This window comes from Candidatus Nanopelagicales bacterium (genome assembly GCA_030700225.1).
Classification (GTDB): domain Bacteria; phylum Actinomycetota; class Actinomycetes; order S36-B12.
Genome location: JAUYJT010000059.1, coordinates 1 through 26,283, shown reverse-complemented (window position 1 = coordinate 26,283; position 26,283 = coordinate 1). Strand labels below are relative to the sequence as shown.

Sequence of the window (26,283 nt, the reverse complement as noted above, 5' to 3'; positions counted from 1 at the left end):
TCAGCGACCCTCCGCTTCCGGAAGCGGCTCGGTCGGAGCCGGTGTCGGCGAAGCCTGGGGCGCCGGGGAAGGCTGAGTACCGGGCGTAGTGCCGGTTCCCGGCTTCGTGGAGTACCTGCCGGAAAGGGCCAGATCCGTCAGCCGCGCCGTGGAGTTGAAGTCGACGCCTGTTTCGCTGGCCGTGGCGTTTGTCAAGAACGGGTAGGTGTAGTCCTTGATCTTCTCCAGGCTGTCCAGCCATGACGCCACGCTGTCGAAGGAGATCGCGGTGCCGTCGAATGTCATCGATCCCACATTCGAGATCACAGGCAGAGCCGGATTGGCCGGTGTCTCAGGGCTTCCCTCAGATCCGTCAGAATCCGCCGCCTCGAACGCTTGCCCGGTGATCGAATTCAGTGTCACACCTGGCGGGGTTGAGAAGGACAGCTGGTTCAGTAGGAACGCCCAGCGAACTTCCCTGCCCATGGCGGCGGCCAGTGATTGCTGGGCCAGGTCGGCCGCCGCGAACACCTTCGGAACCTGCGAGTACTGAGCCATCTGCATGTTGAGTTGGGCGGTTTCGGATTCGGCTTGGGACAGCTCCTGTCCGGCGTTGATAGCGTCCATCTCCGCCAGGACCCACAGCCCCGCGTTGATCGCGACGGCAGCCGCCACCATCGATGCCGCGATCCGCCGGGCCCTGCGGACCTTCGCCAGCATGATCACCTGGGGAGGCAACAGGTTGACCCGTACGTACCCCGGGATCGGTCGCTCGTCGAACTCGCTCGGATCTCGTTCCCGGCGCCTCAGTCGGCTCAACACCCCACCCGAAGCACTCATGTTCTACTCCCGATGGCTAGGCCGACACAGACCGCTGACATAGCGTCAACGAAGTTGAGATGATCCTGACTCAGCCCTGTCTCGCCGACGCCCAGGGCCGCCACAGCGACTCCGCGCTCCACAGGAGTGTGAATGGCGTCGCGCAGACGTTCGGCGAACCCCGGCGCTAGGGAACCCCCGCCGGTGAGCACAACTCGCGACAGACGGGCCCCGGAGGAAGTCGCCAGGTAGTAGTCCAAGGACCCCCGGATCTCTTCGACGAGCGTGCCAACGACGTCGCCTATGACGCGGGCTGGATCGAAACTGCCCTTCCCCCCCGCAGGCGATCCCGCGGGCGATCCCGAGACCAGGCGGGTGTCCCGCTTAAGCTGCTCCGCGGTCGCGAGGTTCACACCGAGCTCTGACCTCAGCCGGTCGGTGACGTCCTGCCCGCCAATGGTCAGGATCCGCACGAAGTGAGGAATTCCGTTGGCGTGGATCGCGATCACGGTGGTCGACGCACCGATGTCGACTATCGCCTCGGCGTCGCTTCGCAGACCGAGCGGATCGGCGTGGCACAGTGCGCGCACAACCGCGAAGGGCGACAGGTCCACGTCCCGAACCCACAGCCCCGCCGTCTGAGCGGCCTTGACGACTTGCATGACCATGTTCTCGTCAGCGGCGACGAGCAGCCCCTTGGACATCCGCGAGCCCTCGGCTGTGGTCTCCCATCCCAGCGGCACGAAGTCCATGATGGCTTCGTCAACCGGCATCGGGATCTGGTCGGCCACCATCAGCGGCAGGCTGGTCTTGCGGTCAGCGGGGCGCGTCCACGGTATCTCCAGGTGACGCACGACCACTCTCTGGTTGGCGACGCCGATCGAGACCCGCTTGCTTGAGAACCGGCCCGCCTTCCACAGGCGCGAGATCGCTTGGCCTACGGTCTGCGGGTCGTGGACCTCACCGTCGTGTACCGCGCCGATCGGCAACGGGACCTGCCCGAAGCGTCTGAGCCTCAGCGTCCCGCCCTTGCGCGAGATCTCGGCGGCGCGCACGCAGGACGTGGCGATGTCCAGACCAATGGTCGTGGAATCGCGCGGCATCGCCGTCCTCTCGCCTTCGCGGGAACCCCTAGGGGACAGCATGCTGATATCTGGCGGCAAACGTGCGAGATTCGCCCCTAATGCCCCAGCGTGTCGGATCTTCAAGTGCCCGGAAGTCTCACGTCGCCACGGGCGGAGGGCCAGCTAGAGCGGGCCTGGGACGGAACATGCCCGCTCCTCCCGCCCCACACCCCCACCCTGCCGCCCCGCAGAAGCGGCCGTTCCCGACAAAGGCACCCGTTCCGCAAAGAGACACCCGTTGCAACGGTCGCGTCTGTACCCAAACATTCGCGTTTGTCCGGAGCAGCCGTAAAGTCGGCCCCGCCAGTGCGACCACGTGGGTCGGACGGCGGGGAGGGGTGACACCACCATGGTGGTGCACTTCCATGATGCGCTAACCGGGGCCCGGTTTGCCATGTTCACCCGAAACAGCGAGCGTCGAGGGCGAGGATACTCAGATGCCGACGAGGTTCAGGTAGACGTCGGCGAGAGGGTCTCCCGCGAAGACGGCGATGAGTGCGCCAAGGAGCATGAAAGGCCCGAACGGGATCCCGGTCTTGCGGCCAGCGCGCCTCGCGGCGATGAGGATGACACCGACGACCGCCCCGAGCAAGAACCCCAGAAACGCACCGACGATGAGTGGCGCCCAGCCGAGCCATCCGAGATACAGCCCGACTACCCCCGCGAGCTTCACATCACCGAAGCCCATGCCTGCCGGGTAGATCCAGGCCAGGACGAAGTAGAACGCGAACAGCGCGACGGCCCCGGCCAAGGCGTACAAGTACTGGGTCCAGGCCCCGTACGCCAGGGCCGGAACCAGTAGCAGAGCCGCTGCGACCGCGTACGACGGCAGGACGATGACATTCGGCAATCGCTTCGTGTCCAGGTCGATCAGCGACAGGGATACCGCGATCCCCGCGAAGTAGAGGAAGGCTGGCAGTGCCCAGGAGAATCCGAACTGCCACGCCATGGCCGCGAACAGCAACCCAGTACCCAGTTCGACCAGCGGGTAGCGCGGTGAGATCGAGGCACCACAGTCCCGGCAGCGTCCCTGCAGAACCAGCCACGACAGCACTGGAATGTTGTCCCAGGCCCGGATGGCGTGCCCGCACGCCGGGCATGCCGAACCGGGAGAAACGACGCTCTCACCGCGCGGCACGCGCCAGATGACCACGTTCAGGAATGACCCAACGATCAACCCCAGCACCCCGCAGGCGCTGACGAGCAGCGCGGTCACCCGGCCCCCGGGAACTCAAGCCACAGGTTCTGGTCGAGGACGAATAGGGCTACAAGTTCCGGACGCCGTTGGCCTACGACCCCGGGACCCACCCAGACTGTTTCCGTGAGAACCAACTCCAATCACCTTCTAGCGAACTGAGGCAAAGGTCAGTCTGTCTTCCGAGGGTGCGACAGGGACACACTGGTGACGATGACGACGATCGTGTCATCATCCACGAGGTACCAGATCCTTCCTCCCGACGTCATCTCGTACTGCCAGATCTTGAATCGCTTGCCATGGAACGAGATTGTCCTATGAGCCAGAGGCCCAAGACGCCGGGAGTTCACCGAGCGATCTCTGGGATTGTGACGCAGGAGTTGTTCTACGGACTCCATGATCCCTGGTTCCCGGTCCTTGGCTGCGTTCCACTCCTTCAGGGCGCGGGAACTGACGAACCGGATACGCCACTGGTCGTCCTTCACACGAGGCTTCCGGGGAGAGGAGGCACGCTTCCTCCTGGGTGCCACCGTTCTAGCCGTCGATCTCTGGGTTTAGAGGAAGCAGTCCGACCTCGTCGTCGTAGTCGTCTACCGAGTGGAGCAACTGGTAGCTCAGTTCAGGATCGGAGTTGATCTCGGCCGTCGCTCTCCAGGAGTACAGGAGCTGGTCCACTATCTGCGTGTGGTGGGTACTGGCCGCCAGGAACAGTGCGTCGCGGAACTCCTGGACGAATTCCTCGTACTCCTCTTCGTCCAGGTACGTCAGCCAGGCCAAGTCCCCGAGGTAGGTAGGGACTCGTCTTGACTGGGGCAGCGCCTCGATCCGGAGCAGCTCAAGGGCCAAGCGGGAAACCTCCCGAGTCGCACGAAGTTCGTCCAGTAGGACTATCGCGAGCGTGGTTCCACCCTTGTCTCGGATCAGCGCCTCGCTCTCACGGGCCTGGTCCAGGACCGTGCGATGGTCCCGCGCGAGGTCAGTAGCCTGGAACGTTCTGGCAGTCATGCTACGAATATACGTACAATCGTAGTTCGTTGTCTATCCTTGTGGAGTACCCGTTGGGATAGTCCCGCTGGTACTCCGGAACTCAGTTGCAAAATGGCGTGCCAGCACCGCGCAGGCGCTGACGAGCAGCGCGGTCACCCGGCCCCCGGGAACTCAAGCCACAGGTTCTGGTTGATGATGCTGGCGAACGGCGACTTCGCCGTGGGGGCGAACCTGATCGTCACGTTCTTGATCACGTTCGAGTCCACGAGGTCCGAGGTGTCGCACTGATCCGCCGCCACCACAGCTCCGACCACAACGTTGCTCGACGTCTCCAGCTCGATCTGATCCCCCGCCACGAGCATCCCGCTGTCCGCACCCGTGCCTGTGCTGGAGCCGGCGGTGAAGTTCGACGTGATCAGAAGGTCAGAGTCCGCGAACATGAAGGTGTTGGTGAATGCTGCCGAATCTATGTCGTAGTGGTCCCACGTGATGTTGCCGTAGGTCTTCGTTGCGCAGTTGTTCGGGTTCGCGGCTGATGCCACTACGGTCAGGTTGTCGAAGCTGCCATTGCCCACACCCGGCTCGACGTCTGCCTCGAAGGCGAAGTACGTCCCCGACCTCGCGTTGCTACTAATTGTCCACATGTGATCATCCGCGTCGAACTCGGGTACCCACGCCCCTGAGTATGTGGACGTCGCCGCGTCGCACGGACCGTTGACGGAATAGGGCCGCACACTGCCATCCGGGCACAAGTCGTACCACGACCCCTCCGCCGTCGCGTCCGGGTCAAGGTCCCGGGCGTGCTTGTAGAACGACAGGGCGCTGATCCTCGGCACGGTGACTCGTGGTGCCTGTGGAACAGTGCCGCCTGGGTTGGAGTTGAAGTTGTTGCTTGTTGCCGTAGAGGAGCCCGTGCTTGTGACTAGTCCCTCCACGATCGGGTTCCCCGTAGTCGTGATCTGACCGTTGGCGTGCGCGCCCGCCAGGCTCGGGTCGGCGCCGCCTGCCGTGGTTACGGTGGCGCTGGAGTCAATTTCGAGATTGCCTTGCGTCAGAACCGCGAGGGTGGGCGAATACGGCAAGAACTGGTACTCCACCTTCACCAAGCGGCTGACCGCGGTCGGGCTGTCGATGCTCGGGGACCATCCAAGCGAGTAGACGCGTCCGAGGCTGGAAGCGGCGCTAGCCGGCTTGAACACGACGTACTGGCCCGTATCAGTGGTTTGGATGCACCCCTGTTCTTCCAACGCCGCGATCTCGGCCCGCGCCCAGGTGTTCTCGGCGGCTTCCGTGTCGAACGACTCCTGCTCCACTTGAGTCAGGCTGCACGTCGTCCCCGACTGCGTCCCAGGGATCGGGAAGTCCTCGTTGTCATTGTCGTAGGTCACCTGCAGTCTGGCCAGAGTCGTGTCGATGCCGTCCTCCGCTGTGGCCAGCGAAAGCTCAAAGTCGGACCTGTGCCGCGACCTTTCAAGTGCGCTCTGGGCCAGGATCAGCGCACTAGCAACCAGCACCAACACCATGGCCGTCATGCCTACGACGAGAATCAACCCGACCCCCCGCTCATCTCTGGGTGAGAAAAAGCGCATAGCAATCACCCGTTTCGCACTCTGGCGCTGGTCTGAGCCTCGCGCGGGTCGATTCCGGCGCCTGGGCGGGCGTCGTATGTCATGGTCACGGTGACGAGCGATGCGTCCTCCGGGTCTGGGGTGTCGTACTCAAAGAGCGTCTCGATGATCAGCGACGAGGCGATCACCCTCCGGTTCCCGTTTCCCTCAGTCCTGACTACGTCATAGTGCTCGCCGTCGCCAGACTGTTCCAGGTTCCACGTGATCACCTCGGTTGCGTCCTGGGCGTAGTTCGAGTCGCTGTCCACCCACAGCTGCAAGTGAGCAGCGCAGTCCGGGTCAAGGGACTCCGGGTTGTCGGGGTCCGACAAGCCGCCGTCGCACACGACTCCCCGGGACGACCGGATGTCCCTGGCCACCTGGTCCAGCACGTTCTTGGCATCACCGAGTCCCCGGCTCTCGTCGTCGCTGCGCAGGAACGCGCTGTTCGCGTTCACTACGGCCATCACGATTATCGTGCCAACGACGCCGAGAAGCACCATCGTGACTAGGAGCTCGATGAGCGTGAAGCCGTTCTGGCGGCGCCAGGTGCTCATTCCTCCACCACCGTCAGCGATGACGGGAAGTCCGCGTGGTCGTAGGCGATGCGCACCCAGCCGGTTCCCGGATTCCAGATGCGCACGGATAGTGCGTAGTTGTTCGAGAGTTCAAGCTCCCCCGAGATCGCGAATGAGAACGACACGGCCTGCCAGCCGCCCGAGCAGTCCCAGGGGCTCAGCGTCACGGTCTCCGACGTCAGCAGTCCGACGCTGTTGCCGTTCTGCGACTTGAAGGCGTACAACTGCGCAGCGAGTGACACATCGGTCGCTTCACTGCCGGGCGCCCGCCGCACGTATGTTCGCAGCACTATCGAGTTCTTGTACTCCTTGTGCACCGACGGCGACTGGAAGTCCGCAACGTACTCCTTGCCGGAAGTGAACCCACCACCGTTGAAGAGCAAGCGCCCGCGCGTGGGGTCGACTGTCTGCAGATCAGTCGAATACGGGGGTAGCAACCTGCCAGTCGGTATCGCGGGAAGAGTCGTGTTCATGACCATCGGCTTGAACGCGACCGTTCCCGGTATCTCCCCCGTTTCTGGCAGCGGCGTAGCCGGCCAAGAAGTGCTACCCGAGTTGTGCAGCCAGAAGGAGTAACGCGTGTAGCCGCTCTCCTCGCTCGGATCGGGGGCTGGCGCTGGGTCGGCGCAGATCGTCGGATCGTTGTCCCCAGTAGGTGTGGGAGTCGGCGTGGAGGTGCCGGACTCGCACGGGATCGGAGGTTGCGTGATTACGCCGCTCTGCACGATCAGCGTCCGCACTGGAACCAGGACATTGGTCGCGGTCTCCGCGAGGGGTTGAGACGCTGAGGCAACCGTGATGCTCAGCGTCAACGTTCCGTCCGCCTGCGCGTCAGGAACGTCGTAGACGACCCACACTACGGCCGAGTCGAGCGGGTCGAGCCTGCCCGTGTCGACCTTCGTATCCCCCGTGGTATCTGCCAGTTGCGTGTCGACAGCGGGGTCGAACTCGGAGTCCCCGTCATCTAGGTAGTAGCGGCTGGGCGTGAAGTCGCCGGTCGTGGAGAAGTTGAATGTATCGGGCGCGCCCTCGTTTGTGACCTTGAAGCCCCAATGTGCGGTTGCGCCCGGATTCACCGCGACGCCGCAGCTCCCGATCGAACTCAGGACGAAGTCTGGCAGCGCCAGGCCCCGCGTGGATTCGGAAATCGCGGTGTCCACGCGCTTGCTTCGGGGGGTACCGAAATCGTCCCAGTAGACGATCACCGTCGCGAGGCGGTAGTCACCGGTTGATCCCGCCGGCGGTTCCGTGATGTAGGTCGCGACCTCGTAGGTGGTGACGTTGACAACCTCGGTGTCGCGCTGTGCCGCGATGCCGCCGAAGTCCACGATCACCAGCGGCCTACTACCGTCGAGTTTCGGTGCCGTCGCGCAGTCGGTTAGGTTGCTGTCCGGGCAGCCGATTCCGTCCGCATCGTGGCCGAGTTCCCCCCACGACAAGTCCCTGAGCTGCTCGACGCGGGCGTTGGCGATGTCCACCGCAGTCTGGTTCTGGCGGGCGACCTGCGAGGCACGGATTGCGCCGATGACCGCCGCAGAGAGCGCCGCGAAAAGCAGGGCAGCCAGAAAGAGCGCGACGATCGCCTCGATCAGGGTCATGCCGCGCTCAGAGGCCAGTCGACGCCCCCCAGGCGCCACCCTCACGCGCACTGCCACATCACGGTTATCGACAATAGTCGCTACGGGCTTGATCGGCCCAAACTCTCAGCGCGCCAGACAGCAAGACGGTGGGCCGGGAAGGCCCGGCCCACCGTCTCAGCAGCGCTAGCTCCTAGGGGCAGGCGCCAGTGCCAAGTCCTCCAGTTTGGGAGTTCCAGTTGAAGATCGTGCCAGATGTGGAGGTTGCGTCCGCGCAGAATCCCGTCGCTGTCGTTCCCCCCGCACCACCAGCGGCTGTCACGGTCGTAACTACCGGAACCGCGCTGTAGTTGCCAGCGCCAGATTCGACGTATCCCTCGTCGGTCAGGTCGGTTTCAGCGGCACATGCGACCTGCGGGGCCGCCCCGCCACACAAGATGAACACGTTACCTGTGGTGAAAGCCGCCGTCTCGGACGTGGCCAGGTTGCGCAAGTCGGATTCCACAGCCGCGTCATAGGCGTTGTTTCTCTGGCTCAGGAACACCGGGATGGCGATCGCCGCCAGGATTCCGATGATGATGATCACTACGAGGAGTTCGATGAGGGTGAAGCCCTCTTCTCCCCTTCTCTTCTGCAGACGACTCAACATGGTCGTCTCCTTTCACTTGTTAACAAGTGCCCAAATGAGGGCGATGACGTAAGAGGGCTCGGCCTGCGGAGAGACTGGGTTGAGGGCAAACGCGACATGTCGCCCACTTGTCACCCGAATGGAGTAGTGGCCTCAATCATCCTCCTGCACATGAGGCTCCACGATGTCACCGCATTCTGGGTGCTCCGCGACCCACCAGACCATGAATGGGCAGACCGGAAGTATCCGCGAACCACGCTCGCGCACATCAACGACAAGCCCCTCGGCCAGTGCTGAACCCAAGCCCCGCCGCTCGAACTCGTCATAGATCCGCGTTGCCGTCAGTCGAAGCACGTCTCCGGCCTGCTCGTACTCGGCGTAGCCAGCCAGATCCTCGCCCAGCCATATCTCATACCTGGACTGCTCGGCGGCGCGGACGACGCGTGCCGACACCGGGCGATCCACCCGTCAGACGGTTTCGTCACCGACCGCTGTGCTGCGGTACACGCACGCCAGGGAAGTAGTCCACCACCACGCCAAGAGCCCGTACGCGATCCAGGCGACCAGCGAGGAGGCGAACCCGCGGACGAAGAACCAGGTGAAGAAGTAGTTCGCGGCCGCCAAGAGACTAACTATGAACAACATGACACCGATGAGGATCACAGTTAGAAGCGTCCGGCCCGGCCTGCCCGCGATCGCGCGGAAGTTCGCGGCGAGCGCGTTGCCGCGCCCGGCCATCGCCGCGACTGCCACATACGGGGTAATTGCCAGCACGATGAAGCCTGGGTAGACGTAGACCATGTACGCGGCCAGCGACACCACCATCAAGCCAAGCACCCAAGCCACGAAGAGGCCAAGGTGCCGCCCGGACGACTTGAACGCCTCGCCGAAGCCAACCTTGCCCTCCACCGCGCCCAACGCCGACGCCGTAATGACCGCGTACGTCGCCAGGATGCACACCAGCGAAATGACCACTGCCGCGATGAACGACGCGCTGGCGGTCACGGCTGGGTCTCGGATGACCATCAACCCCTGTATCGCCGCGTTGACGACGATGACCACGACACATGGAAGCCAGGCTCGCCACATCCTGGCGGCTCCGGAGAACAGGGCCGAAGAGCCGTAATGACGCGGCTTGCCGTCCTTGGGCGCCCCAGTCGGCTCAGCTACCTGTGTGGCTGCAGTACTCATGTCCTAACCGCCTCCCGTGCTACTTCGTGCTGACCCTACGATGTCGCGCACCCCTGTCGTGCTGGATTCGCGCGAATGACCTTGGTCCTCTATTTGTCGGGCTCGGTCTTGATCTGGCGCCAAACGAGCGGGAACAGCCCGGCAGCGATGACGATCTTCAGGGCATCGCCAAGGAGGAACGGGGTCACGCCGAGGCCCATCGTGGTCGCCCAGGATGTGCTGTGCAGCGCGAAGTGCAGGTAGATCGCTCCGAAGATGTAGATCGTGACGTTGCCGATGACCATCGCTCCGGCCATGCGCACGACACTGCGCGTCCAGCCGCGTTCCGCGAGGTATCCCACGACCCCGGCCGCTACGACGAATCCGATCACGTAGCCGAACGTCACCAGCGCGAAGCCGCCTGACACGCCACCGGCGAACCAAGGCAGCCCGGCCATGCCGACGAGCCCGTACAGGAGCATCGACAGCACTCCACGCAGCGTCCCGAGCGCGGCCGCACTGAGCAGGAGCGCGAACGTCTGCCCCGTGATCGGGACTGGCGTGAACGGCAACGGGATGATGATCTGCGCCGCGATTCCGACGAACGCCGCCCCGCCGACGACGAGAAGGACGTCCCGCGGGATTGACCTTGGAAGCACATCTGCCAGGACTCTAGGGCTTGGGGCTGCTACCGCCATGTCGACTCCTCCCGCGCTGCCGCGCGCGCCAGTGAACTCGCCTCACCCCGTGTGAAGATCATGGCGGAAACGCGCGCGTCGTGCCATGTCAACTCGCTGGCCGGGCTGGCAACTACCCGGCGGATCTGGGACAGTCTCGTCACCGGCTGGCGTAGCCGTTGTCGATTGGAGATGGGCACTATGTCTGACGGGGACCGTATGAAGCCGCTGACCAGGTTCCAGAGGGCGGCCGCGCGCGCCCCGATCTGGCTGTACCGGCACAAGCTGGGATGGATGATGAGCGGCCGCTTCCTGTTGCTCAACCACATCGGCCGCAAGTCCGGCCTGCCCCGTCAGGCTGTCGTCGAGGTTGTGCGGCACGACGAGCAGGCTCACGGGTACGTCATCTGCTCCGGCTGGGGCGAGAAGTCCCAGTGGTTCCAGAACCTCATGGCGCACCCAGACATCACCATCCAGGTCAGGAACAGACAGAGCGCCGTCCATGCCACGCGGTTCTCCCCGGAGCAGGGCGCGGACGAGATGGCCGCGTACGCTCGGCTGCACCCGCGCGCCGCGACGAAGCTTGCCCGGTTCATGAAGTTCGAGGTCGACGGCAGCCAGGATTCGTATCGAGCCATGGGCCGGGAGCTGCCGTTCATCGTGTTGGAGCCTCTGGCGGATTGAGGCCCGGTCCGGTTCGGGGTCGGGGTCCATGGGCCGAGCCCGCGGCTTCAAGCCTCACGCCGCTCGATCCAAACCCCCCGTGACACGGATCCCGTCGCACGCCGCTCGTCTCGACCCATGGACCCGGACCCCGCGCCAGCTTTGTCCAGTGTGTCCGATTGGGCGCGCGGATCTGCCCGATATGGTTGCTAAGACTCGCAAATCCCGCCGGGTAGCGACCATATCGGGTCGATCACTGGGGCGAGGGAGCTGATCGATGACGAAACAGGCAGAGGGCCGTGGCCACGGTGTCGCGACGGTGACCGTGGAACTTCCCGTCACCGGCATGACTTGCGCCGCGTGCGAGAAGCGGGTGGGCAGGGCACTGTCGAAGGTTCCCGGCGTCACTGACGTGTCGGTCTCAGCGACTCGCGGGCAAGCCAGGGTCTCCGGCAGTCCCCCTCCCCAACGTGAGGCATTGGAGCGCGCGGTCCGCAAGGCGGGCTACCACCTCGGGCGTCCGGCTTGGGTGCTTCGGGACCCACGAGCCTGGCTTACGGTCGCCGTAGCGGCGGTCGCGGTCTGGATCCTGGTACTGCTGGTCCTAAGGGTCGACCTGTCGGCGGGCAGCGTCGGCGCGGACGCTGAGAAGCTCGCAGTCGTTGCGGTGATGGTCCTGGTCGGACTGGCCGCGGGCGTGTCCACATGCATGGCGCTGGTCGGCGGGCTGATCCTGGCCGTTTCCGCGCAATACGCCAGATCCCACCCGGCCGCGACCGCGACGCAAAGGCTTGCCCCCCAGTTGGCGTTCCAGGCGGGGCGCATCGCCGGATTCGCGGTCCTCGGCGCGGCGCTCGGCGCGGTTGGCTCGGCGTTCTCACTACCGCCGGTGGCGCTGGCCGTTCTGGTGATAGCCGTGGCGCTGGTGATGACGTTGCTCGGACTTCGGCTCACCGGGCTGTCTCCCCGGCTCGCGGGTTGGAGCCCGACTCTGCCTGGGAGGTTCTCCCACTTCCTCACCGGCCAGACCAAACCGCGCGGCTCCGGGCACTGGCGGGCAGCCGGGCTGGGCGCGGCCACGTTCATACTGCCTTGCGGAATCACCCAGTCAGTCCAGGTCTACGCCCTGGCCACGGGTAGCCCACTGATGTCCGGCGCGATCATGGGGGCTTTCGCTGTCGGCACCGCTCCGGGTCTGCTGGCGCTCGGGGGGCTGGGCACTCTGGCGACGAAGAGCCAAGGGTTTGTGCGCGTTACCGGCGTGCTGGTGATCGGGATGGCCATGGTGAGCATGGTCGGCGGCCTGCGATCGCTGGGCCTGACGACGCCCAGCTCTGAGCCCGTCGCCGCCGCCCAGATCTCGGACAACGTCACAGTCGCTAACGGGGTCCAGACCGTGCGAATGAGCCAGACGTCACGGGGCTACGTCCCCGCCCAGTCCGTCGTCTACTCGGGGCTGCCAACGAAGTGGGCCATCGACGCCAAGTCCCCCTTCACGTGCTCCGAGGCGTTGCGTGCCCCTGACCTTGGCGTTTCGACCTATCTTGAGCGGGACCGCGTGAACGTGTTCGACATCGCGCCGCTGGAGCCGGGGGTGTACTCCTTCAACTGCGTTATGGGCATGTATCCCGGCGAGTTCATCGCCATCAACCGGCCGTAGCCGCCGCCGCGCTGCCCTGCCTGGCGCGATCGACCCGTTCTGGTTGTTACCCGGCGGGATTCGCGAGTTTTAGCGACCGTAGCGGGCAGATCCGCAGAGCGGAACCGGACCTAACGGACAAAGCGGGCGCAGGGTCCATGTCCATGGGTCGAGACCGGTCCCCCCACTTCGTGGGGGGACCCCCAGCGTGAGGCTTGAAGCCTGGGGGTCCCCCCGCGAGGCGGGGGAGGGCTCGTGCCATGGACACGTACCTCGGTCCGGATCGACCTCATTCGCTCTACCGCCTGCTCCTTGATCATGCCTGCGATCTCGGCCTCGGCCAAACCCGCTGCCAGGACCCGCGGGCTGCCGCAGTCGCTTGCGATGCGATCCTGTTCCGGTGACGCAACCAGACGGGGATCAAGAAGAAGACTTCTACGATGACTACGACGACGCTGCTCGCCCGAGAGCGGGACTTCGCACCCGGTTCGTGTGGGCGGCGGCGGTCTTCGTAGCCGGCTACGTCCTGACGCAAGTCAGCCAAGCCCTCTCACGACTCGCTCAGAACTGGTGGTTCGGGGCTACGCCTTCCTCGAGCTCAGGGGAAAGCGGTTTCACTTTCGAGACATTCACACCGCCCCTGTGGGCGATGAATGGGGCATTGGTTGCTGAGGCGCTCGGCGTGATCCTCATGGCTGCGGGACTGGTCTGGGCGGTCGTGATCGCACTGGGATGGGCCCGCGACGCCGACGCAGCCCACTGAGGTCGGCGCGGCGCGTCGGTGAAGCTCCCCACGTCTCAAAGTCCACTTGGGCCAACTCGGCTGTCAACCGACAAGCTGCTGCCGGCTGACATCGGATCTTGCACCACTCACGTCAATTCCCCTCGTGAATGACACTCACTCTGCACCACTCGCGCGGGACGTCTGACACGCAAGTCTGCACCACCTTGCCCAACGAGCGTCTCAGGCCGTCGGGGTGCCGGGACGGGGGGTCGTCGCGCGTGCAAGCGCGGGTCTCCCGCGTCTATTTGGTTCGGGACTGACCGCCTCCGACCCTGTTGGACTTGGATGCGTCAGGCTAATCACGCGGCGGCAATGCAAGTGGAAGTCGAAATCGTCGAAGGCGAAGAATGTTAGATACCGCTCGCGTCTATCTGATTCACGAAAGCCTGGACCCGCCCGACGCCTTCTTCGACGGTCGGTGCGAGCTCGAGTTGGTCGAGTCCCTCTAGGGCACGTGCATAGATCGGTCCCCAGTGAGGTTGCGCTACGACCCGAGGTGGCCAGGCTTGCTTGCCTCTTGCCGCGAATACGTCGACGCTGGCGCTGCGGGTCTCCGCAAGTGATTCATCCATGAGAAGAGCCTCCAGCAGTTGCAGGTCGACGAGATCGTGAGCGCGGTCGTTGCTTCGTGGCAGCTCGAGAAGTTCCGTGCACGCATGGATCTTCTGCGCGACTTGCCACGGAAGCGTCATGCAAGGCACGGCATCGCTGGCCGGGATGCCGATGAGCGTGAGGGCCTCTGAGGTGATCTTGTCGTAGCGGTCCGCGTTGCCCGCCTCGACTGCGGACACTTCGACGGGCACTGATGCGAACGGCTTACCGTGGTAGCTCAGTTTCGCCGTGAAACGGTAGGGGTTCACGATTTCGCCCGGAACTTGGAATGGCACGGGTTGGGTGAAGATGGCCGTGAAGCCCTCCCAACGTGTTGCTCCCGCCTCGACCAGTCGATCGTGGACTGTCTCCATATCGGCCCGGTTCACTGCGTCCAGATCCTTGGAGGTACGCGAGGTTGGGATGCCACGCCGGAGCTCCAAGGAAGCGCCGCCTTTCACGAGCAGAAGTGGGTCGCCGTGGTCGTCGGTCACGAGGTCATGAACTGGGCGACCACGAGGACCGCGACGTGCTGCTGCAAGCGCCCGAACACGACTCCCTCGCGTTTCGCGGCCTGGGTCAGCCGGTCCCGGAGTGCGCGCAGGTTCGTTGGCGAAGACGCATAACGCGAGGTCATGCGAGCGCTCTCGCTGACGCGACTTCACCACGAAGCGACTCTGCTACAGCCTTGCGGAGAAGACCGACCGTTTCGGCCTGGTCGATCGCCAACTGCAGTTGGTAGGGGTCGGTTCCGTCGGCAAGGCAGTCACGGATCGTCCGCTCGACCGTCGTGACCGGAATACCATCTACATCAGCGGCATCCTTGGCCGGAAGATTTCGGCGATGAAGGCGGTAAAGCTCCCCTCCAGCAGCTCGTGGGTGATTGTCGCGTGGCACCGTCAGATGCACGTGCGAGGGGTTCACGTCCGATACTCCGTGCAGCAGCAGCGCGGATTCGTGCGAGATCACGCCACGCCTCAAGGTCCATGCCACAGCCTCGGCCAAGTCGTCGTGCTCCCCCCGGGGTAGTAACGGGACGCGATATACGCCACGCCCCACGCGGTCGAGACGACCGCGCGCCGCAAGCAGCCGCAGCTGCGTGGGGTCGATTTCAAGGTCACGAGCGTCACGGGTTGTCACGTATCCGTGCTGCTCAGCAGCTCGTTCGACCACGAGATCCCAGATGTTCATGTGCTCTAGCGTATCATATGGATACGCTTCCGCACACATCTGTGAATCCCTCGGACGCCTAGCGTCTCTTCAGGAAATGATCTCGTCACTTCGGAAACGGTTGGAAACGATCAATGTCAATTGGAAATGTCTCCTGTCACCTGACAGCGGCGCTACTTCACCAGCTCGAAGATCTTGAACATCGGCAGGTACAGCGCGATCAACATCGCCCCGATCATCCCGCCGATAACAGCGATCATGATCGGCTCGATCAGAGAGGTCAGGGCCTCGGTAGTGGCTTCGACTTCCTGGTCGTAGAACTCGCTTATCTTGTGAAGCATCTCGTCGAGCGAGCCAGTGTCCTCCCCCACAGCCAGCATCTGCACCACCATCGGCGGGAACACGGGATGATCCTGAAGGCGCCGCGACAGCGACTCGCCGGACCGCACTGAGTCCTCGACATCGCGGACCGCGCGGGCGATCACCACGTTGCCTGACGTGTCGGCGACGATATCCAGGGACTGCAGGATCGGCACCCCAGCGCTGATCAGTGTCCCCAGGTTGCGCGTGAACCGGCTCAGGGCGATCTTTTGGAACATCTTGCCGAACACCGGCAGCTTCAGCTTGAGCGGATCGACCTTGTCGCGCACCTTGGGGTGATTCTTGAACCGCCGCCACAGGATCATCGCGACGATGATCAACAGGATCAAGAACGGTGCGGTCACCTTCAGCAAGTTGGACATCGCCACGAGAACCCGCGTGGGAGCGGGCAACTCGCCGCCGAGCCCGATGAATAGCCCTTCGAACACCGGGACGATGAACAGCAGCATGGCGCTCAGAGCCAGGATGGCGATGATGAACACGACCGTCGGATATGTCATGGCTGACTTGATCTTCTGGCGTAGCCGGACTTCGGACTCGAAGTTGGACGCTATCTGAAGCAGGACCTTGTCCAAGAACCCGCCGACTTCACCCGCGCGCACCATGCTGATCATCAGCGGAGGGAACACTTCTTCGTGGTGTGCGAGCGCTATGGATAGGGATGACCCGGCCTCGACCTCAGCCCTGACCTCGCCCATCACCTTCGCGAGCTTCTCGTTCTGCGTCTGCTGCTCCAGAATCGACAGCGACCTGAGCAGGTTCAGACCCGAGTTGATCATCGTGGCGAATTGACGGCAAAGCACCGCCAGGTCGTACAGCTTGACCTTCTCGCCGAAGCCCGGGATGTGGATCTCGCGGTTCATCCCCGTGCCAGCCTCGCGGATGGAGATCGGTGCGTATCCCATCGACTTGAGCTTGTTGGCAACCGCCGACTGAGACTCGGCGTCGATCTTGCCATTGACGATCTTGCCGGACCGGTCCCTGATCTGGTACTCGAAAGTGCCGACCGCCATCAGTGCGAGCTCCTTCCCGCCAGGCGGTTGAAGTCCTCGATCTGGTGGCACTTCTCCAGGCCAGTTTCGTACGTGATCCGGTTTGCCAGCACCAGCTTCGCCAAGTGTTGGTCCATGGTCTGCATGCCGAACTTGGCACCCGCCTGCATCGCGGAGTACAACTGATGCGTCTTGCCCTCGCGGATCAAGTTCCGAACCGCGGGCGTGATCGTCAGGACCTCCACGGCAACCACCCTGGACTGGCCGTCCGCGGACTTGCACAGGGTCTGGCACACCACACCCTGGAAGGAGCTAGCCAGCTGTTGGCGAACCTGCTGCTGCTGAGACGGCGGGAACACGTCTATGACGCGGTCGATGGTCTGCGCGGCGTCCTGAGTGTGCAGCGTCGCGAAGACGAGGTGGCCGGTTTCCGCCGCGGTCAACGCCACCGAGATCGTCTCCAGATCTCGCATCTCACCAACCAGGATGATGTCCGGGTCCTGGCGCAGCACGTGCTTGAGAGCCTGGTTGTAGGACCAAGTGTCCGTGCCGACCTCACGCTGGTTGACCAGGCAGGACTTGTGCGAGTGCAGGAACTCGATCGGGTCCTCGACGGTCATGATGTGGTCGTGCCGCGTGGTGTTGGCAAGATCTATCAGCGCGGCCAGGGTCGTGGACTTCCCCGACCCGGTCGGGCCGGTCACCAGAACGAACCCGCGCGGAAGGCTGGCGAAATCGCGCACCACGGGCGGTATTCCGAGCTCTTCAAGCGACCGTATCTCCTGCGGAATCAGGCGGAAGGCGGCTCCGAGCGCGTCCTTCTGCCTGTAGAGATTCACCCGGAACCGGCTCCGGCCCGGCAGCGCGTAGGAGAAGTCGAGCTCCAGTTCCTCCTCGAATCGCTCCCGCTGGTCTTGGGTGATGATCGCGTAGAGGACGCGCTGAATCATGGCCTTGTCCAGTACCGGGAAATCCTCCAGCAGGTGCAAGGCCCCGTTGATCCGCACCACTGGATTGGACTCGGCGGCGATGTGCAGGTCGGAAGCGCCCAGATCCATCACGCGATCCAGCAAGTCCAGCAGGGAGATGTCACCCTTGCGGATCTTGGTCTCGGTCGTCGAGCGTTCGTAAGCCTTGGGCTTGGCTGCGGTGTCCGCGACTTGTGGCGCGTCCGGCACGCTGGGCATCGGCCCCACCGGGGGGACCAGGCCTGGCGTCGGCGATTCCGGTGCCCGCGACGGTGCGAAGCGGATGTCGTCGCCCTGCCCGGACTGGCTCACGGCACTCTCCCTTGCCTCCGCGGTACCACGGTCTCACTTCCGCCCGATCCCAGTCTGGCGCTTGGCGCAGACAAGATCGACCCGGACTCGCCAACCCTCGCGCGCCAGTTAGAGCACGACCCGCAGGATCTCGTCCAGACTCGTGACCCCTTCCAGGACCTTCTGCATCCCATCATCGCGCAATGACCGCATTCCCTCGGCCTTTGCGGCCTCTGTGATTTCCGATGTCGTGGCCCGCTCTACCGTCAACCGCTCGATCGTTTCGCTGACCCGCATGACCTCATGCAGGGCGATGCGCCCTTTGTAGCCGGTCTTCGCGCACTTGGAGCAACCCTTGGCCCGGTACAGCACAGGCACCGGCTCGCCCTCCGCCAACGGGAATCGAGCGGCCGTCAGCGTCTCATGGGTCGGCTTGAACTCCTCGCGGCAGTGCGTGCACAGCCGCCGCGCGAGCCGCTGAGCCAGCACACAGTCCAGGGCCGACCCCACCAGGAAGGGCTCGATCCCCATCTCGATGAGCCGGTTCACCGACCCCGGCGCGTCATTGGTGTGCAGAGTCGTCAGGACCAAGTGCCCCGTCAGCGCCGCCTCGACCGCGATCTGGGCTGTCTCGTGATCGCGAACCTCACCGATGAGCACGATGTCCGGGTCAGCTCGCAGAATCGAGCGCAGGGCCGAAGCGAAGGTAAGACCGGCCTTGGGGTGCGTCTGGATCTGGGAGATCCCGGCCAAGCGGTACTCGACAGGGTCCTCGACGGTGATGATGTTTACCTCGGGGCGGTTCAGGATGTTCAAGGTCGCGTAGAGGGTCGTGGACTTCCCTGAGCCGGTCGGCCCGGTGACCATGATCATCCCGTAGGGCTTGAAGAACGACTCCGAGTACTTGTCGTAGTTGCTGGGACTGAACCCCAGGTCGGACAGGTCCAGACGGCTCGTACCGCTGTCCAGTATTCGCAGCACCAGCTTCTCGCCCCACACCGTCGGCAGCGACGCGACCCGCAGGTCAACTTGCCTGCCACGCGCCGTCACGCTCAACCGGCCGTCCTGAGGCACCCGCCGTTCGGCGATGTCCATGTCCGCCATGATCTTCAGCCGGCTGACCACGCCCGCGTGGATGCTTCGGGGAGACCGCATCACCTCATGCAGGACGCCATCAATGCGGAAGCGCACCGACAGATCGCGCTCGTTGGGCTCCAGGTGGATGTCACTGGCGTCATCTTGGATGCCCTGTGTGATCAAGAGATTGACGAACTTCACGATCGGGGCGTCTTCGATGACCTGACGCAGTGCCGCCAGATCCTCGGGTTGCTCCTCGACATCCATCACCGTCGTCAAGTCATCCAGGTCAGAGTCAGCCCTGTAGAGGCGGTCGATGGCGGCGTCGACGTCGCGGCGCGTCGCGATGGCGATCCGGACGTCCATCCCGGTCAGTGCCCGGACATCGTCGATGGCGACTACGTCCGCGGGGTCCGCCATGGCCAGGACCAGAGCGCCGTCCTCGATCGCGACCGGGATGACGTGATGCTTGCGGCAAACCACGCCGGGGACCCTTCCCATGGCCGAACCGTCAACCGTGACATCGGCCAGATCCATGAATGGCAGCCCACCCTCGGCGGCAAGCAGCGCGACGAGCTGCCCCTCTGACAAGTCTCCCGCGTCGACGAGGATCTGGCCCAGCGTCCCGCCAGAAGCGCGTTGCTTCTCCAGCGCGCACTTCAGCTGCTCGCGTTCGATCAGACCCGCGGCGAGCAGGATCTCGCCAAGCTCCGCCATGCCGCCCTGTCCTTCCTGCCCACCAGGCACACATGTCTGCCCGGCGGACGCACATGTCCTCCTCCGCCGGTATCGGCACATGGCGCCGAAAACCTGAAGGCGGCTTCGCGCGGGCACGGCGCAGTGACGCCCCGGGCCCGGTCACGAGTGGTTTCCGTGCGGACCTAGATGTAGTACTCACCTGGATGATGCGAAACCTCTGATGATCATGCTCATTAGCGATCTTCCCTTCCCGGCAGATCGCGGAGTTGCATGATCATCAGAGGTTTCGCATCATCGCGCGGCATTGAACCTGAGCTCGCAGGGGTTTGGAACCCCCGGCTAGGCCAAAACCCGGCCCAGAGCGGCATCCATCGCGGCGATAGGCGGCTCCGACCCCGTCATCAGCCGCACCTGCTCAGCAGCTTGGTGCAACAGAAACCTGTGTCCGGAAACCACGACGCCACCCATCTGCCCCCAGGCAGACGCCAACGTGGTCGGCCACGGGTGATACGTCACGTCCAGCAGCACGCCGAGGCGCGCGGGCAGCAGCGGCGCCAGTGCCCCGGCCGCGTCGCCCGGCAGCGTCGAGATCACTACGTCAGCCTCCAGAACCTCCGCCCGCCGCTCCCAGTCAACGGTCTCGGCGACGCACCCCACACGCACGGCCAGACGGCGCATCCCGTCCAGAGATTCAGGCCGACGCGCGCTGACCGAGATCGACTCGCACTCCAACCGGGCCGCGGCAGCGAGCGCCGACCCCGCCGTCGCCCCGGCTCCCAGAATCCCCACACTCGCCACTGACGTGACGCCCGACTCCGCCAGGGCGGCCACGAGTCCGGCGACATCCGTGTTGTGCCCGGATCGTCGACCTTCCCGAAGCACAACGGTGTTGGCGCAGCCGAGCGAGTCGACAAGTTCCGAGGCCTCGTCCAGCAACGGCACGACGGCCCGCTTCAGCGGCATGGTCAATGACAGCCCGGCCCACGAAGGGTCCAACGCGGCGATGAAGCCCGGCAGCCCAGGCTCGTCAACGTCGATAGCGTCGTAACGCCAGTCAAGGCTCAGCGCTTCGTAGGCAGCCCGGTGGAGCACCGGACTCAGGCTGTGGGCGATCGGATGGCCCAGGACAGCCGCCCGCATCATTCTGGGTGACGTGCCAGGTAGTCGCGCAACTCCTGCTGGTAACGCAGGAACTCATTGTAGTTGTCCGTGAACTTGGTCTCACCGGTCTTGAGGTTCACGGTCGCGTAGTACAGCCAGTCACCCTTGGGCGGATCCAAGGCCGCTTCCATGGCTTCCTGCCCTGGCGAGTCGATCGGCGTCGGAGGCAGGCCTTGGCGGTGCTCGGTCGATGTGTTGTAGGGCGAGTTTGTGGCCAGCTCGGACCTGGTCAGATCGATCTTGAACTGACCGAGGGCGTAGTTCAGGGTCGCATCCACGCCCAGATACCCGTATGTGCCGCCCCACGTCTTCGGACTCAGCCGGTTGTAGACCACGCGTGCGACCTTCCCGAAGTCCCCCGGACGCCCTTCGGCTTGGACGATGGACGCGATGTTCAGCACGTCGTACGGGGATCGGCCAGTCTTCGCCGCGCGTCCCACGAAGTCGATCTCGGTGGTCACTGCCGTGAACTTGGCGACCATCTCGTTCAGCATCTCCGAAGGGGTCGCCTTCTTGTCGAACCTGTACGTGCTGGGGAACAAGAACCCCTCGGCCCGCGCCGCTCCCTTGCCCTTGGCCCACGCGGGCAAAGGCAGCAGCTGCGGTGAGGCTATGACGGTGTTGAACTTGTTCTTGGGAATGCCCGTGGAGGCACTGAGCCGGTCCACCGTCTGGTAGGTCCGGAACCCTTCCGGGATCACCACGACGACGTCTGTGCTCGACGCTGGATCCAGCATCCGCTCCAAAGCTCCCTGGGCCGACATCTTCAGCAACATCGAATATCCACCAGGCGTAATCGATGTCGCCCGCTCGTCCAGGGCCGCTGCCTGGGTGAACGCCTCCGCCGAGGCGACTACGTCGGCTTCCTTGAGGGTCTCGCCGATCTCACTGAGGATCTGGCCTTCTTTGACCTCAATCACCACGCTGCCCTGGCCGGGACCTGGGTAGTCGATCGGCGCTTCGGCGCGCATGCTCTTGTACACCTTGTAGCCGCCGTATCCGACGCCCCCGACCAGTGCCGCCACGATGATCACGGCCAGCACAACCGCCGCCTTGGAGCGCTTGCCGCCGGGCCGCGAAGGACGCGAATCCTGGCCCCCGCCCCCCGATGAGCTGTCCCGCATGGGAAGTCCGACGTTGCTCACGTGGTCTCCTCGCTAGATCCGATCGGGTCCACGGCCACGCCTGCTGGTGTGCCTGTGGCCCGCTCCGTGTCTAGTGCATTCTGCAAGATCGCGACGGCCGCCGCTTGATCTTGGACTTTCCGCGAGTCGCGGGAGTTCCGCCCGGCCTGCCTTAGGTGCTTCTGCGAGGCCGCGGTCGTGAGTCGTTCGTCGACGAGTCGCACGGGAACGGGCGCCACTTCACAAGCCAGTTCGCGCGCGAACGCCGTCGCCGAAGCCGCGGCTGGTCCTACGCGCCCTGACAGCGTCAGCGGCAGCCCGACGATGACCTCGATTACCTCCCATTGAGCAGCTAGCGCAGCCAGTTCCCCAATCGCGGTGCCGCCAGCGTGAACCGTCACCAATGGGACCGCGAGCACGGCCGGGGCGTCGCATCGCGCGACTCCGATGCGGACGGTGCCCGGGTCGATCCCTATCCGGGACCCTTCGCGCATCCGCTCACCCACCGGACAGATGAGAAACGTGTTCCAGCACGGCGGAGAAGGCGTCATCGAGCTTCTCCGGCCGAGTTCCGGAACCTTGGGCCAGGGCTTCCTTCCCGCCCCCACGGCCGTCCACCTGCACCAGCGCCACGCTCAACAGATCCCGTGCTGACAAACCGCGCTCGCGGCCGTGCGGGTTGACAGCGGCGACCATCGAGACCCGGTTGCCTGACACAGACCCACCCACGAAGCCGACCGCCAGCTCAGGCCGGGCGTGGGATTGCGCTCTTGTGGCGAGTTGGCGCAGATCGTCCCCGCTGAGGTCATCGGGTGCGCGGAACGTCCAGATGCGGAACTCGCCAACGTCCGCGCCGGTGCCGACGATGTCCTCGAACCGCGCGAGGAGCTGCGCGTGGCGAACTCTCTCAAGCTCCTTCTCGGCTTCCTTCAACCGCGCGATCAGGGATTCCACCCGGTTGGGCAGCTGATCGGGCGGCACTTTCGCCATCTGGGAAAGCTGCGAGACCAGATGGTGCTCGCGGGCCAGGAAAGTGTAGGCGTCAGATCCGACCAAGGCCTCCACGCGGCGGACGCCAGCGCCGATCGAGGACTCCGACAGGAAGGTGACTATCCCCAGTTGGCCGCTGCGACCGGCGTGAGTGCCACCGCAAAGCTCGTGAGCCCAGTCCCCCACAGACACGACGCGCACGGTTTCGCCGTACTTCTCCCCGAACAGGGCCATGGCACCCATGGCGACCGCGTCAGGTTGCGGCATCGTCCTGGCTGTCACGAGCAGGTCCTCGCGCAGTACGTCGTTGACCAAAGCTTCGGCGTCGGCCAAGACCGTCCGCGGGACAGGCTTCGGGCTGGGGAAGTCGAACCGGAGGCGGCCGGGGGCGTTTTCCGAACCCATCTGGGTCGCGGTCTCCCCGATCAGCTCCCGGAAGGCGCGGTGGATCATGTGCGTGGCCGTGTGCGCCCGGCTGATGGCCTTGCGCCGCTCCACATCCACGCGTGCGTGCACCGCTTCGTCCAGCACGAGCTGACCGTCGCGGACCTTGCCGGTGTGGACGACTAGGCCAGGGATCGGGGACTGAACGTCGAACACGTCCATCACGCCGCCGTCATCGGACACGATCACGCCGTGGTCACCGAGCTGCCCACCGCCCTCGGCGTAGAACGGGGTGCGGTCCAGAACGACCTTGACCTCGTCGCCGACCGAAGCCGCTGGCACCGCTTCGCCATCCCGCAGCATCCCGGTGATCGTCGCGTCGCTCGCGATCTCCGCATAGCCGGTGAAGATCGTCGATCCGCTGCGGGAAAGCGTGTCCCGGTACGCCGTCAGGGGGACCAAGCCGGACTTCCTTGCACGGGAGTCGGCCTGGGCCCGCTCCCTTTGCTCCGCCATGAGGTGGCGAAACCCTTCCTCGTCGACCTCAAGTCCTTGCTCGGCCGCCATCTCCAGCGTCAGTTCGATCGGGAAACCGTGCGTGTCGTGGAGCTGGAAGGCCTGGCTGCCGCTCAACATGCCGGTGCCCTCGACCCTGGTCTCGGCGACAGCCAGATCGAATACCTGCGTGCCGGTGCGCAGAGTCTCCAGGAAGGACGCCTCCTCGCTGACGGCGACCGATGTGATTCGACTCTCCTGGCTCGCCAGCTCGGGGTACTGCGGGGCCATCGCCTCAACGTTGGCTGCCACTAGTTGAGCCATGGCGGGCTCGTGGGCGCCCAGAAGGCGCATGTTGCGGATCACTCGCCGCATGAGCCTGCGCAGGACGTGCCCGCGGCCTTCATTGCCCGGGACGACACCGTCACTGATCAGGAACGTGCACGTGCGGGAGTGGTCAGCGATGACGCGCAAGTAGACATCTGAGCGGTTCTGCGTTCCGTACTTCGCGCCGGTCAGATGGCTGGCCTTGTCCAGAACCACCCGCGTGGTGTCGATCTCGTAGATGCTGCCGACTCCCTGGAGCAGAGCGGCCATCCTCTCCAGCCCCATTCCGGTATCGATGTTCCGGCTGGGCAGTTCGCCAAGGATCGGGTAACCCTCCTTGGCAGGGCCCTCACCTCTGTAGGACTGCATGAAGACCAGGTTCCACACCTCCAAGAACCGGTCCTCGTCCACGACCGGGCCGCCGTCCCTGCCGAACTCGGCGCCGCGGTCGAAGTAGATCTCCGAACATGGTCCGCACGGCCCAGGGACACCCATGGACCAGTAGTTGTCGGCTTGGCCCCGTCTTTGGATTCGGTCAAGCGGCATCCCCACGACGTTGTGCCAAATGTCGGCCGCCTCGTCGTCATCGTCATAGACCGTCGCCCACATCCGGCCCGGATCGAAGCCGAAGCCTCCGTCGTCCACACCGGTGGTCAGCAGTTCCCACGCGTAGGGGATCGCGACGTCCTTGAAGTAGTCGCCAAAGGCGAAGTTGCCCGCCATCTGGAAGAAGGACGCGTGCCGCGTAGTCCTGCCCACCTGATCGATGTCCAGCGTCCTGACGCATTTCTGCACCGAAGTCGCCCTCGGGAACGGCGCCGGAGCCTCGCCGAGGAAGTACGGCTTGAACGGAACCATTCCGGCGTTGACGAACAGCAACGTCGGGTCGTCAAGGAGCAGCGAGGCTGACGGAACCGCGACGTGCTGTCGGCTCTCGAAGAACCGAAGAAACCTGACGCGGATCTCTGCTGAGTCCATCAGCGGCGGACTCCGGGTCTTGGCCCCACTCTGTCCTTGACCAGCATCGCAGTCGTAGCGGCCGCGAGGATGGTGGCGTTGCCCGCCACACCCCGATCCTTGGCCTCAAGCCACACGCGCTCGGCGCGCCTGTACGCGTAGATGCCCCCAGCGGCTCCAACACCCACCCAAATCAGTCGCCCCACGTCAGTGCCTCCACTCCAGAATTGCCTCGAGAACTACCCCCCGGGGGAGCGTCCCCCAGTCGGATGTATTGAACATCGACACTAACGCAGCCTCGGCCCCCCGGTTCACCTTCCCCAGTTGGGGGTACCCCCTTTGGGGGAGGGGTACCCCCAGCGGTGGGCGAGATGGTCGGGCGGATGACTCACTGTCTCGTTGGCCTGGTGAGATGACTCACACGCCAGATCCGTAGGAGACGTAGGAGACGTGCCGTACGGTCGCTGGGTCGGTTTCGAAGCACCCTATCCGGGCAAGATCCCGATCCGGGCCCGACCCGGAGTCCGCCCCGAACGTGCGCGGTTGAGCCAGATTCGCAGCGCCAGGGGACCGTCGACGAAGGAACATCATGCGCAAACGCCCAATCGCCATGTCCGCCGCGGCCGTCCTATGTGTCACCACGTTGGCCGCGGGACTTAGCCTGGCCTCCGCCCAGTCCTCCGACGCGGTGTACGCCAGCAGCGCCCAGGCACAGGAGTCCGTCTACGCCAGCAGCGCGCGGACGTCGGTCAAGCGCTCCCGCATCGCGAAGCACCACCTGACCCGCAAGGAGATTCGGCAGATCAAGAAGTCCAGGAAGTGGGCCAAGACCGCGAAATCACGTTCTGTGGTGCAGTGCGAATCGAACGGGGACTACAAGCTTGTCGACGGCCCCTACCACGGCGCGTGGCAGTTCCTGACTGGAACTTGGCTCGGGGCCGGGGGCGGCCGGTACGCCCCCAACGCCCACCGCGCTCCGAAGTTCGCCCAGGACCACATCGCGTGGAAGCTGTGGCGGAGTTCGGGCTGGGGCCCCTGGGGTTGCGCCTAAGCCTGAATCCCTCGCTCATTGCGGGTGATCGGTCGGCGAGCTCCGGCTCAAGCCAGTCAGATGATGCAAAGGTGAGTAGCCGGGGGGAGTTGCACCCCCCGGCTCTCGCAGAACCGGACGTGACGGTCTCCTGTCATCCGGCTCCCACGGGTCAGCGTGTGGGGATAGGGGTTAGTTGCCAGTGGACGAACAGGGCTG

27 protein-coding genes are annotated in these 26,283 nt (G+C 64.6%); 4 read left to right on the top strand and 23 right to left on the bottom strand.

The window, feature by feature from the left end; all coding sequences use genetic code 11:
• From Q8P38_09190 to Q8P38_09135, 12 genes are all read right to left on the bottom strand, one after another.
• Window positions 1–819 (bottom strand): PilN domain-containing protein, encoded by an 819-nt coding sequence (locus Q8P38_09190; protein MDP4014774.1) that lies wholly within the window; start codon window positions 817–819, stop codon window positions 1–3.
• Entirely contained in the window at window positions 816–1,901 is a 1,086-nt protein-coding gene (gene pilM / locus Q8P38_09185; GenBank protein MDP4014773.1) for a type IV pilus assembly protein PilM, read from the bottom strand. Before pilM ends, Q8P38_09190 begins: the two co-directional genes overlap by 4 nt.
• Window positions 1,902–2,355: 454 nt before the next feature.
• Window positions 2,356–3,138, bottom strand: coding sequence for a prepilin peptidase (locus Q8P38_09180; protein MDP4014772.1), 783 nt, complete (start codon window positions 3,136–3,138; stop codon window positions 2,356–2,358).
• A gap of 149 nt (window positions 3,139–3,287) precedes the next feature.
• Complete coding sequence (locus tag Q8P38_09175) at window positions 3,288–3,602, bottom strand: hypothetical protein (GenBank protein MDP4014771.1); 315 nt, start codon at window positions 3,600–3,602, stop codon at window positions 3,288–3,290.
• 49 nt (window positions 3,603–3,651) lie between these two features.
• Window positions 3,652–4,122 carry a hypothetical protein gene (locus tag Q8P38_09170; protein ID MDP4014770.1) on the bottom strand — a complete coding sequence of 157 codons (471 nt, stop codon included), beginning with the start codon at window positions 4,120–4,122 and terminating at the stop codon, window positions 3,652–3,654.
• A 134-nt stretch (window positions 4,123–4,256) separates the two neighbouring features.
• Window positions 4,257–5,693, bottom strand: coding sequence for a hypothetical protein (locus Q8P38_09165; GenBank protein ID MDP4014769.1), 1,437 nt, complete (start codon window positions 5,691–5,693; stop codon window positions 4,257–4,259).
• Between the two features lie 5 nt (window positions 5,694–5,698).
• Window positions 5,699–6,268: a type II secretion system protein gene (locus Q8P38_09160; GenBank protein MDP4014768.1), complete on the bottom strand. Its 570-nt coding sequence runs from the start codon at window positions 6,266–6,268 to the stop codon at window positions 5,699–5,701.
• On the bottom strand, window positions 6,265–7,887 hold the full coding sequence (locus Q8P38_09155) for a hypothetical protein (protein ID MDP4014767.1): 1,623 nt from the start codon (window positions 7,885–7,887) through the stop codon (window positions 6,265–6,267). The genes Q8P38_09160 and Q8P38_09155 overlap by 4 nt, the downstream gene beginning before the upstream one ends.
• 172 nt (window positions 7,888–8,059) lie before the next feature.
• Window positions 8,060–8,515, bottom strand: a complete 456-nt coding sequence (locus Q8P38_09150; GenBank protein MDP4014766.1) for a prepilin-type N-terminal cleavage/methylation domain-containing protein — start codon at window positions 8,513–8,515, stop codon at window positions 8,060–8,062.
• Between the two features lie 132 nt (window positions 8,516–8,647).
• On the bottom strand, window positions 8,648–8,947 hold the full coding sequence (locus tag Q8P38_09145; GenBank protein MDP4014765.1) for a GNAT family N-acetyltransferase: 300 nt from the start codon (window positions 8,945–8,947) through the stop codon (window positions 8,648–8,650).
• 15 nt (window positions 8,948–8,962) lie between these two features.
• On the bottom strand, window positions 8,963–9,685 hold the full coding sequence (locus Q8P38_09140) for a hypothetical protein (GenBank protein MDP4014764.1): 723 nt from the start codon (window positions 9,683–9,685) through the stop codon (window positions 8,963–8,965).
• Window positions 9,686–9,774: 89 nt separating this feature from the next.
• The gene (locus Q8P38_09135) at window positions 9,775–10,362 is read right to left on the bottom strand and encodes a biotin transporter BioY (GenBank protein ID MDP4014763.1); all 588 of its coding nucleotides are present in this window, start codon (window positions 10,360–10,362) and stop codon (window positions 9,775–9,777) included.
• Window positions 10,363–10,542: 180 nt separating this feature from the next.
• On the opposite strand from Q8P38_09135, the gene Q8P38_09130 reads away from it, so the two are divergent.
• The 3 genes from Q8P38_09130 (at window position 10,543) to Q8P38_09120 (ending at window position 13,406) form a co-directional block, all read left to right on the top strand.
• Window positions 10,543–11,025, top strand: a complete 483-nt coding sequence (locus Q8P38_09130; GenBank protein MDP4014762.1) for a nitroreductase family deazaflavin-dependent oxidoreductase — start codon at window positions 10,543–10,545, stop codon at window positions 11,023–11,025.
• 256 nt (window positions 11,026–11,281) lie between these two features.
• The gene (locus tag Q8P38_09125) at window positions 11,282–12,664 is read left to right on the top strand and encodes a sulfite exporter TauE/SafE family protein (GenBank protein MDP4014761.1); all 1,383 of its coding nucleotides are present in this window, start codon (window positions 11,282–11,284) and stop codon (window positions 12,662–12,664) included.
• Between the two features lie 379 nt (window positions 12,665–13,043).
• Window positions 13,044–13,406 (top strand): hypothetical protein, encoded by a 363-nt coding sequence (locus Q8P38_09120; GenBank protein MDP4014760.1) that lies wholly within the window; start codon window positions 13,044–13,046, stop codon window positions 13,404–13,406.
• A 371-nt stretch (window positions 13,407–13,777) separates the two neighbouring features.
• Here the strand turns inward: Q8P38_09120 and Q8P38_09115 are convergent, their stop codons facing one another.
• The 11 genes from Q8P38_09115 to Q8P38_09065 all read right to left on the bottom strand — a co-directional run bounded on the left by Q8P38_09115 (window position 13,778) and on the right by Q8P38_09065 (window position 25,240).
• Window positions 13,778–14,512: a nucleotidyl transferase AbiEii/AbiGii toxin family protein gene (locus tag Q8P38_09115; protein ID MDP4014759.1), complete on the bottom strand. Its 735-nt coding sequence runs from the start codon at window positions 14,510–14,512 to the stop codon at window positions 13,778–13,780.
• Entirely contained in the window at window positions 14,509–14,655 is a 147-nt protein-coding gene (locus Q8P38_09110; GenBank protein ID MDP4014758.1) for a hypothetical protein, read from the bottom strand. Before Q8P38_09110 ends, Q8P38_09115 begins: the two co-directional genes overlap by 4 nt.
• Entirely contained in the window at window positions 14,652–15,209 is a 558-nt protein-coding gene (locus Q8P38_09105) for a type IV toxin-antitoxin system AbiEi family antitoxin domain-containing protein (protein ID MDP4014757.1), read from the bottom strand. The genes Q8P38_09110 and Q8P38_09105 overlap by 4 nt, the downstream gene beginning before the upstream one ends.
• Before the next feature lie 152 nt (window positions 15,210–15,361).
• On the bottom strand, window positions 15,362–16,582 hold the full coding sequence (locus Q8P38_09100; GenBank protein ID MDP4014756.1) for a type II secretion system F family protein: 1,221 nt from the start codon (window positions 16,580–16,582) through the stop codon (window positions 15,362–15,364).
• Entirely contained in the window at window positions 16,582–17,841 is a 1,260-nt protein-coding gene (locus Q8P38_09095; protein MDP4014755.1) for a type IV pilus twitching motility protein PilT, read from the bottom strand. The genes Q8P38_09100 and Q8P38_09095 overlap by 1 nt, the downstream gene beginning before the upstream one ends.
• Before the next feature lie 108 nt (window positions 17,842–17,949).
• Window positions 17,950–19,614 carry an ATPase, T2SS/T4P/T4SS family gene (locus Q8P38_09090; GenBank protein MDP4014754.1) on the bottom strand — a complete coding sequence of 555 codons (1,665 nt, stop codon included), beginning with the start codon at window positions 19,612–19,614 and terminating at the stop codon, window positions 17,950–17,952.
• Window positions 19,615–19,935: 321 nt separating this feature from the next.
• The gene (locus Q8P38_09085) at window positions 19,936–20,736 is read right to left on the bottom strand and encodes a shikimate dehydrogenase (protein MDP4014753.1); all 801 of its coding nucleotides are present in this window, start codon (window positions 20,734–20,736) and stop codon (window positions 19,936–19,938) included.
• Complete coding sequence (mltG, locus tag Q8P38_09080; protein MDP4014752.1) at window positions 20,736–21,902, bottom strand: endolytic transglycosylase MltG; 1,167 nt, start codon at window positions 21,900–21,902, stop codon at window positions 20,736–20,738. The genes Q8P38_09085 and mltG overlap by 1 nt, the downstream gene beginning before the upstream one ends.
• Entirely contained in the window at window positions 21,899–22,375 is a 477-nt protein-coding gene (ruvX, locus tag Q8P38_09075; protein ID MDP4014751.1) for a Holliday junction resolvase RuvX, read from the bottom strand. The genes mltG and ruvX overlap by 4 nt, the downstream gene beginning before the upstream one ends.
• A gap of 4 nt (window positions 22,376–22,379) precedes the next feature.
• Complete coding sequence (gene alaS / locus Q8P38_09070) at window positions 22,380–25,055, bottom strand: alanine--tRNA ligase (GenBank protein MDP4014750.1); 2,676 nt, start codon at window positions 25,053–25,055, stop codon at window positions 22,380–22,382.
• Window positions 25,055–25,240: a hypothetical protein gene (locus Q8P38_09065; GenBank protein ID MDP4014749.1), complete on the bottom strand. Its 186-nt coding sequence runs from the start codon at window positions 25,238–25,240 to the stop codon at window positions 25,055–25,057. Before Q8P38_09065 ends, alaS begins: the two co-directional genes overlap by 1 nt.
• Before the next feature lie 383 nt (window positions 25,241–25,623).
• Here Q8P38_09065 and Q8P38_09060 point away from each other — a divergent pair, with 383 nt between their 5' ends.
• Complete coding sequence (locus tag Q8P38_09060; GenBank protein ID MDP4014748.1) at window positions 25,624–26,085, top strand: transglycosylase family protein; 462 nt, start codon at window positions 25,624–25,626, stop codon at window positions 26,083–26,085.
• Window positions 26,086–26,283 lie beyond the last annotated feature (198 nt).

Excerpts from the sequence above, each read along its gene's own strand:
- Q8P38_09085 (MDP4014753.1), bottom strand. The coding sequence starts at position 20,736 with ATGCGGGCGGCTGTCCTGGGCCATCCGATCGCCCACAGCCTGAGTCCG.
- Q8P38_09110 (MDP4014758.1), bottom strand. The coding sequence starts at position 14,655 with ATGACCTCGCGTTATGCGTCTTCGCCAACGAACCTGCGCGCACTCCGG.
- Q8P38_09090 (MDP4014754.1), bottom strand. The coding sequence starts at position 19,614 with ATGGCGGAGCTTGGCGAGATCCTGCTCGCCGCGGGTCTGATCGAACGC.
- Q8P38_09060 (MDP4014748.1), top strand. The coding sequence starts at position 25,624 with ATGCGCAAACGCCCAATCGCCATGTCCGCCGCGGCCGTCCTATGTGTC.
- alaS (MDP4014750.1), bottom strand. The coding sequence starts at position 25,055 with ATGGACTCAGCAGAGATCCGCGTCAGGTTTCTTCGGTTCTTCGAGAGC.
- Q8P38_09165 (MDP4014769.1), bottom strand. The coding sequence starts at position 5,693 with ATGCGCTTTTTCTCACCCAGAGATGAGCGGGGGGTCGGGTTGATTCTC.
- Q8P38_09130 (MDP4014762.1), top strand. The coding sequence starts at position 10,543 with ATGTCTGACGGGGACCGTATGAAGCCGCTGACCAGGTTCCAGAGGGCG.
- pilM (MDP4014773.1), bottom strand. The coding sequence starts at position 1,901 with ATGCCGCGCGATTCCACGACCATTGGTCTGGACATCGCCACGTCCTGC.
- Q8P38_09100 (MDP4014756.1), bottom strand. The coding sequence starts at position 16,582 with ATGGCGGTCGGCACTTTCGAGTACCAGATCAGGGACCGGTCCGGCAAG.
- Q8P38_09105 (MDP4014757.1), bottom strand. The coding sequence starts at position 15,209 with ATGAACATCTGGGATCTCGTGGTCGAACGAGCTGCTGAGCAGCACGGA.
- Q8P38_09125 (MDP4014761.1), top strand. The coding sequence starts at position 11,282 with ATGACGAAACAGGCAGAGGGCCGTGGCCACGGTGTCGCGACGGTGACC.
- Q8P38_09190 (MDP4014774.1), bottom strand. The coding sequence starts at position 819 with ATGAGTGCTTCGGGTGGGGTGTTGAGCCGACTGAGGCGCCGGGAACGA.
- Q8P38_09170 (MDP4014770.1), bottom strand. The coding sequence starts at position 4,122 with ATGACTGCCAGAACGTTCCAGGCTACTGACCTCGCGCGGGACCATCGC.
- Q8P38_09150 (MDP4014766.1), bottom strand. The coding sequence starts at position 8,515 with ATGTTGAGTCGTCTGCAGAAGAGAAGGGGAGAAGAGGGCTTCACCCTC.
- ruvX (MDP4014751.1), bottom strand. The coding sequence starts at position 22,375 with ATGCGCGAAGGGTCCCGGATAGGGATCGACCCGGGCACCGTCCGCATC.
- Q8P38_09155 (MDP4014767.1), bottom strand. The coding sequence starts at position 7,887 with ATGACCCTGATCGAGGCGATCGTCGCGCTCTTTCTGGCTGCCCTGCTT.
- Q8P38_09160 (MDP4014768.1), bottom strand. The coding sequence starts at position 6,268 with ATGAGCACCTGGCGCCGCCAGAACGGCTTCACGCTCATCGAGCTCCTA.
- Q8P38_09135 (MDP4014763.1), bottom strand. The coding sequence starts at position 10,362 with ATGGCGGTAGCAGCCCCAAGCCCTAGAGTCCTGGCAGATGTGCTTCCA.
- Q8P38_09140 (MDP4014764.1), bottom strand. The coding sequence starts at position 9,685 with ATGAGTACTGCAGCCACACAGGTAGCTGAGCCGACTGGGGCGCCCAAG.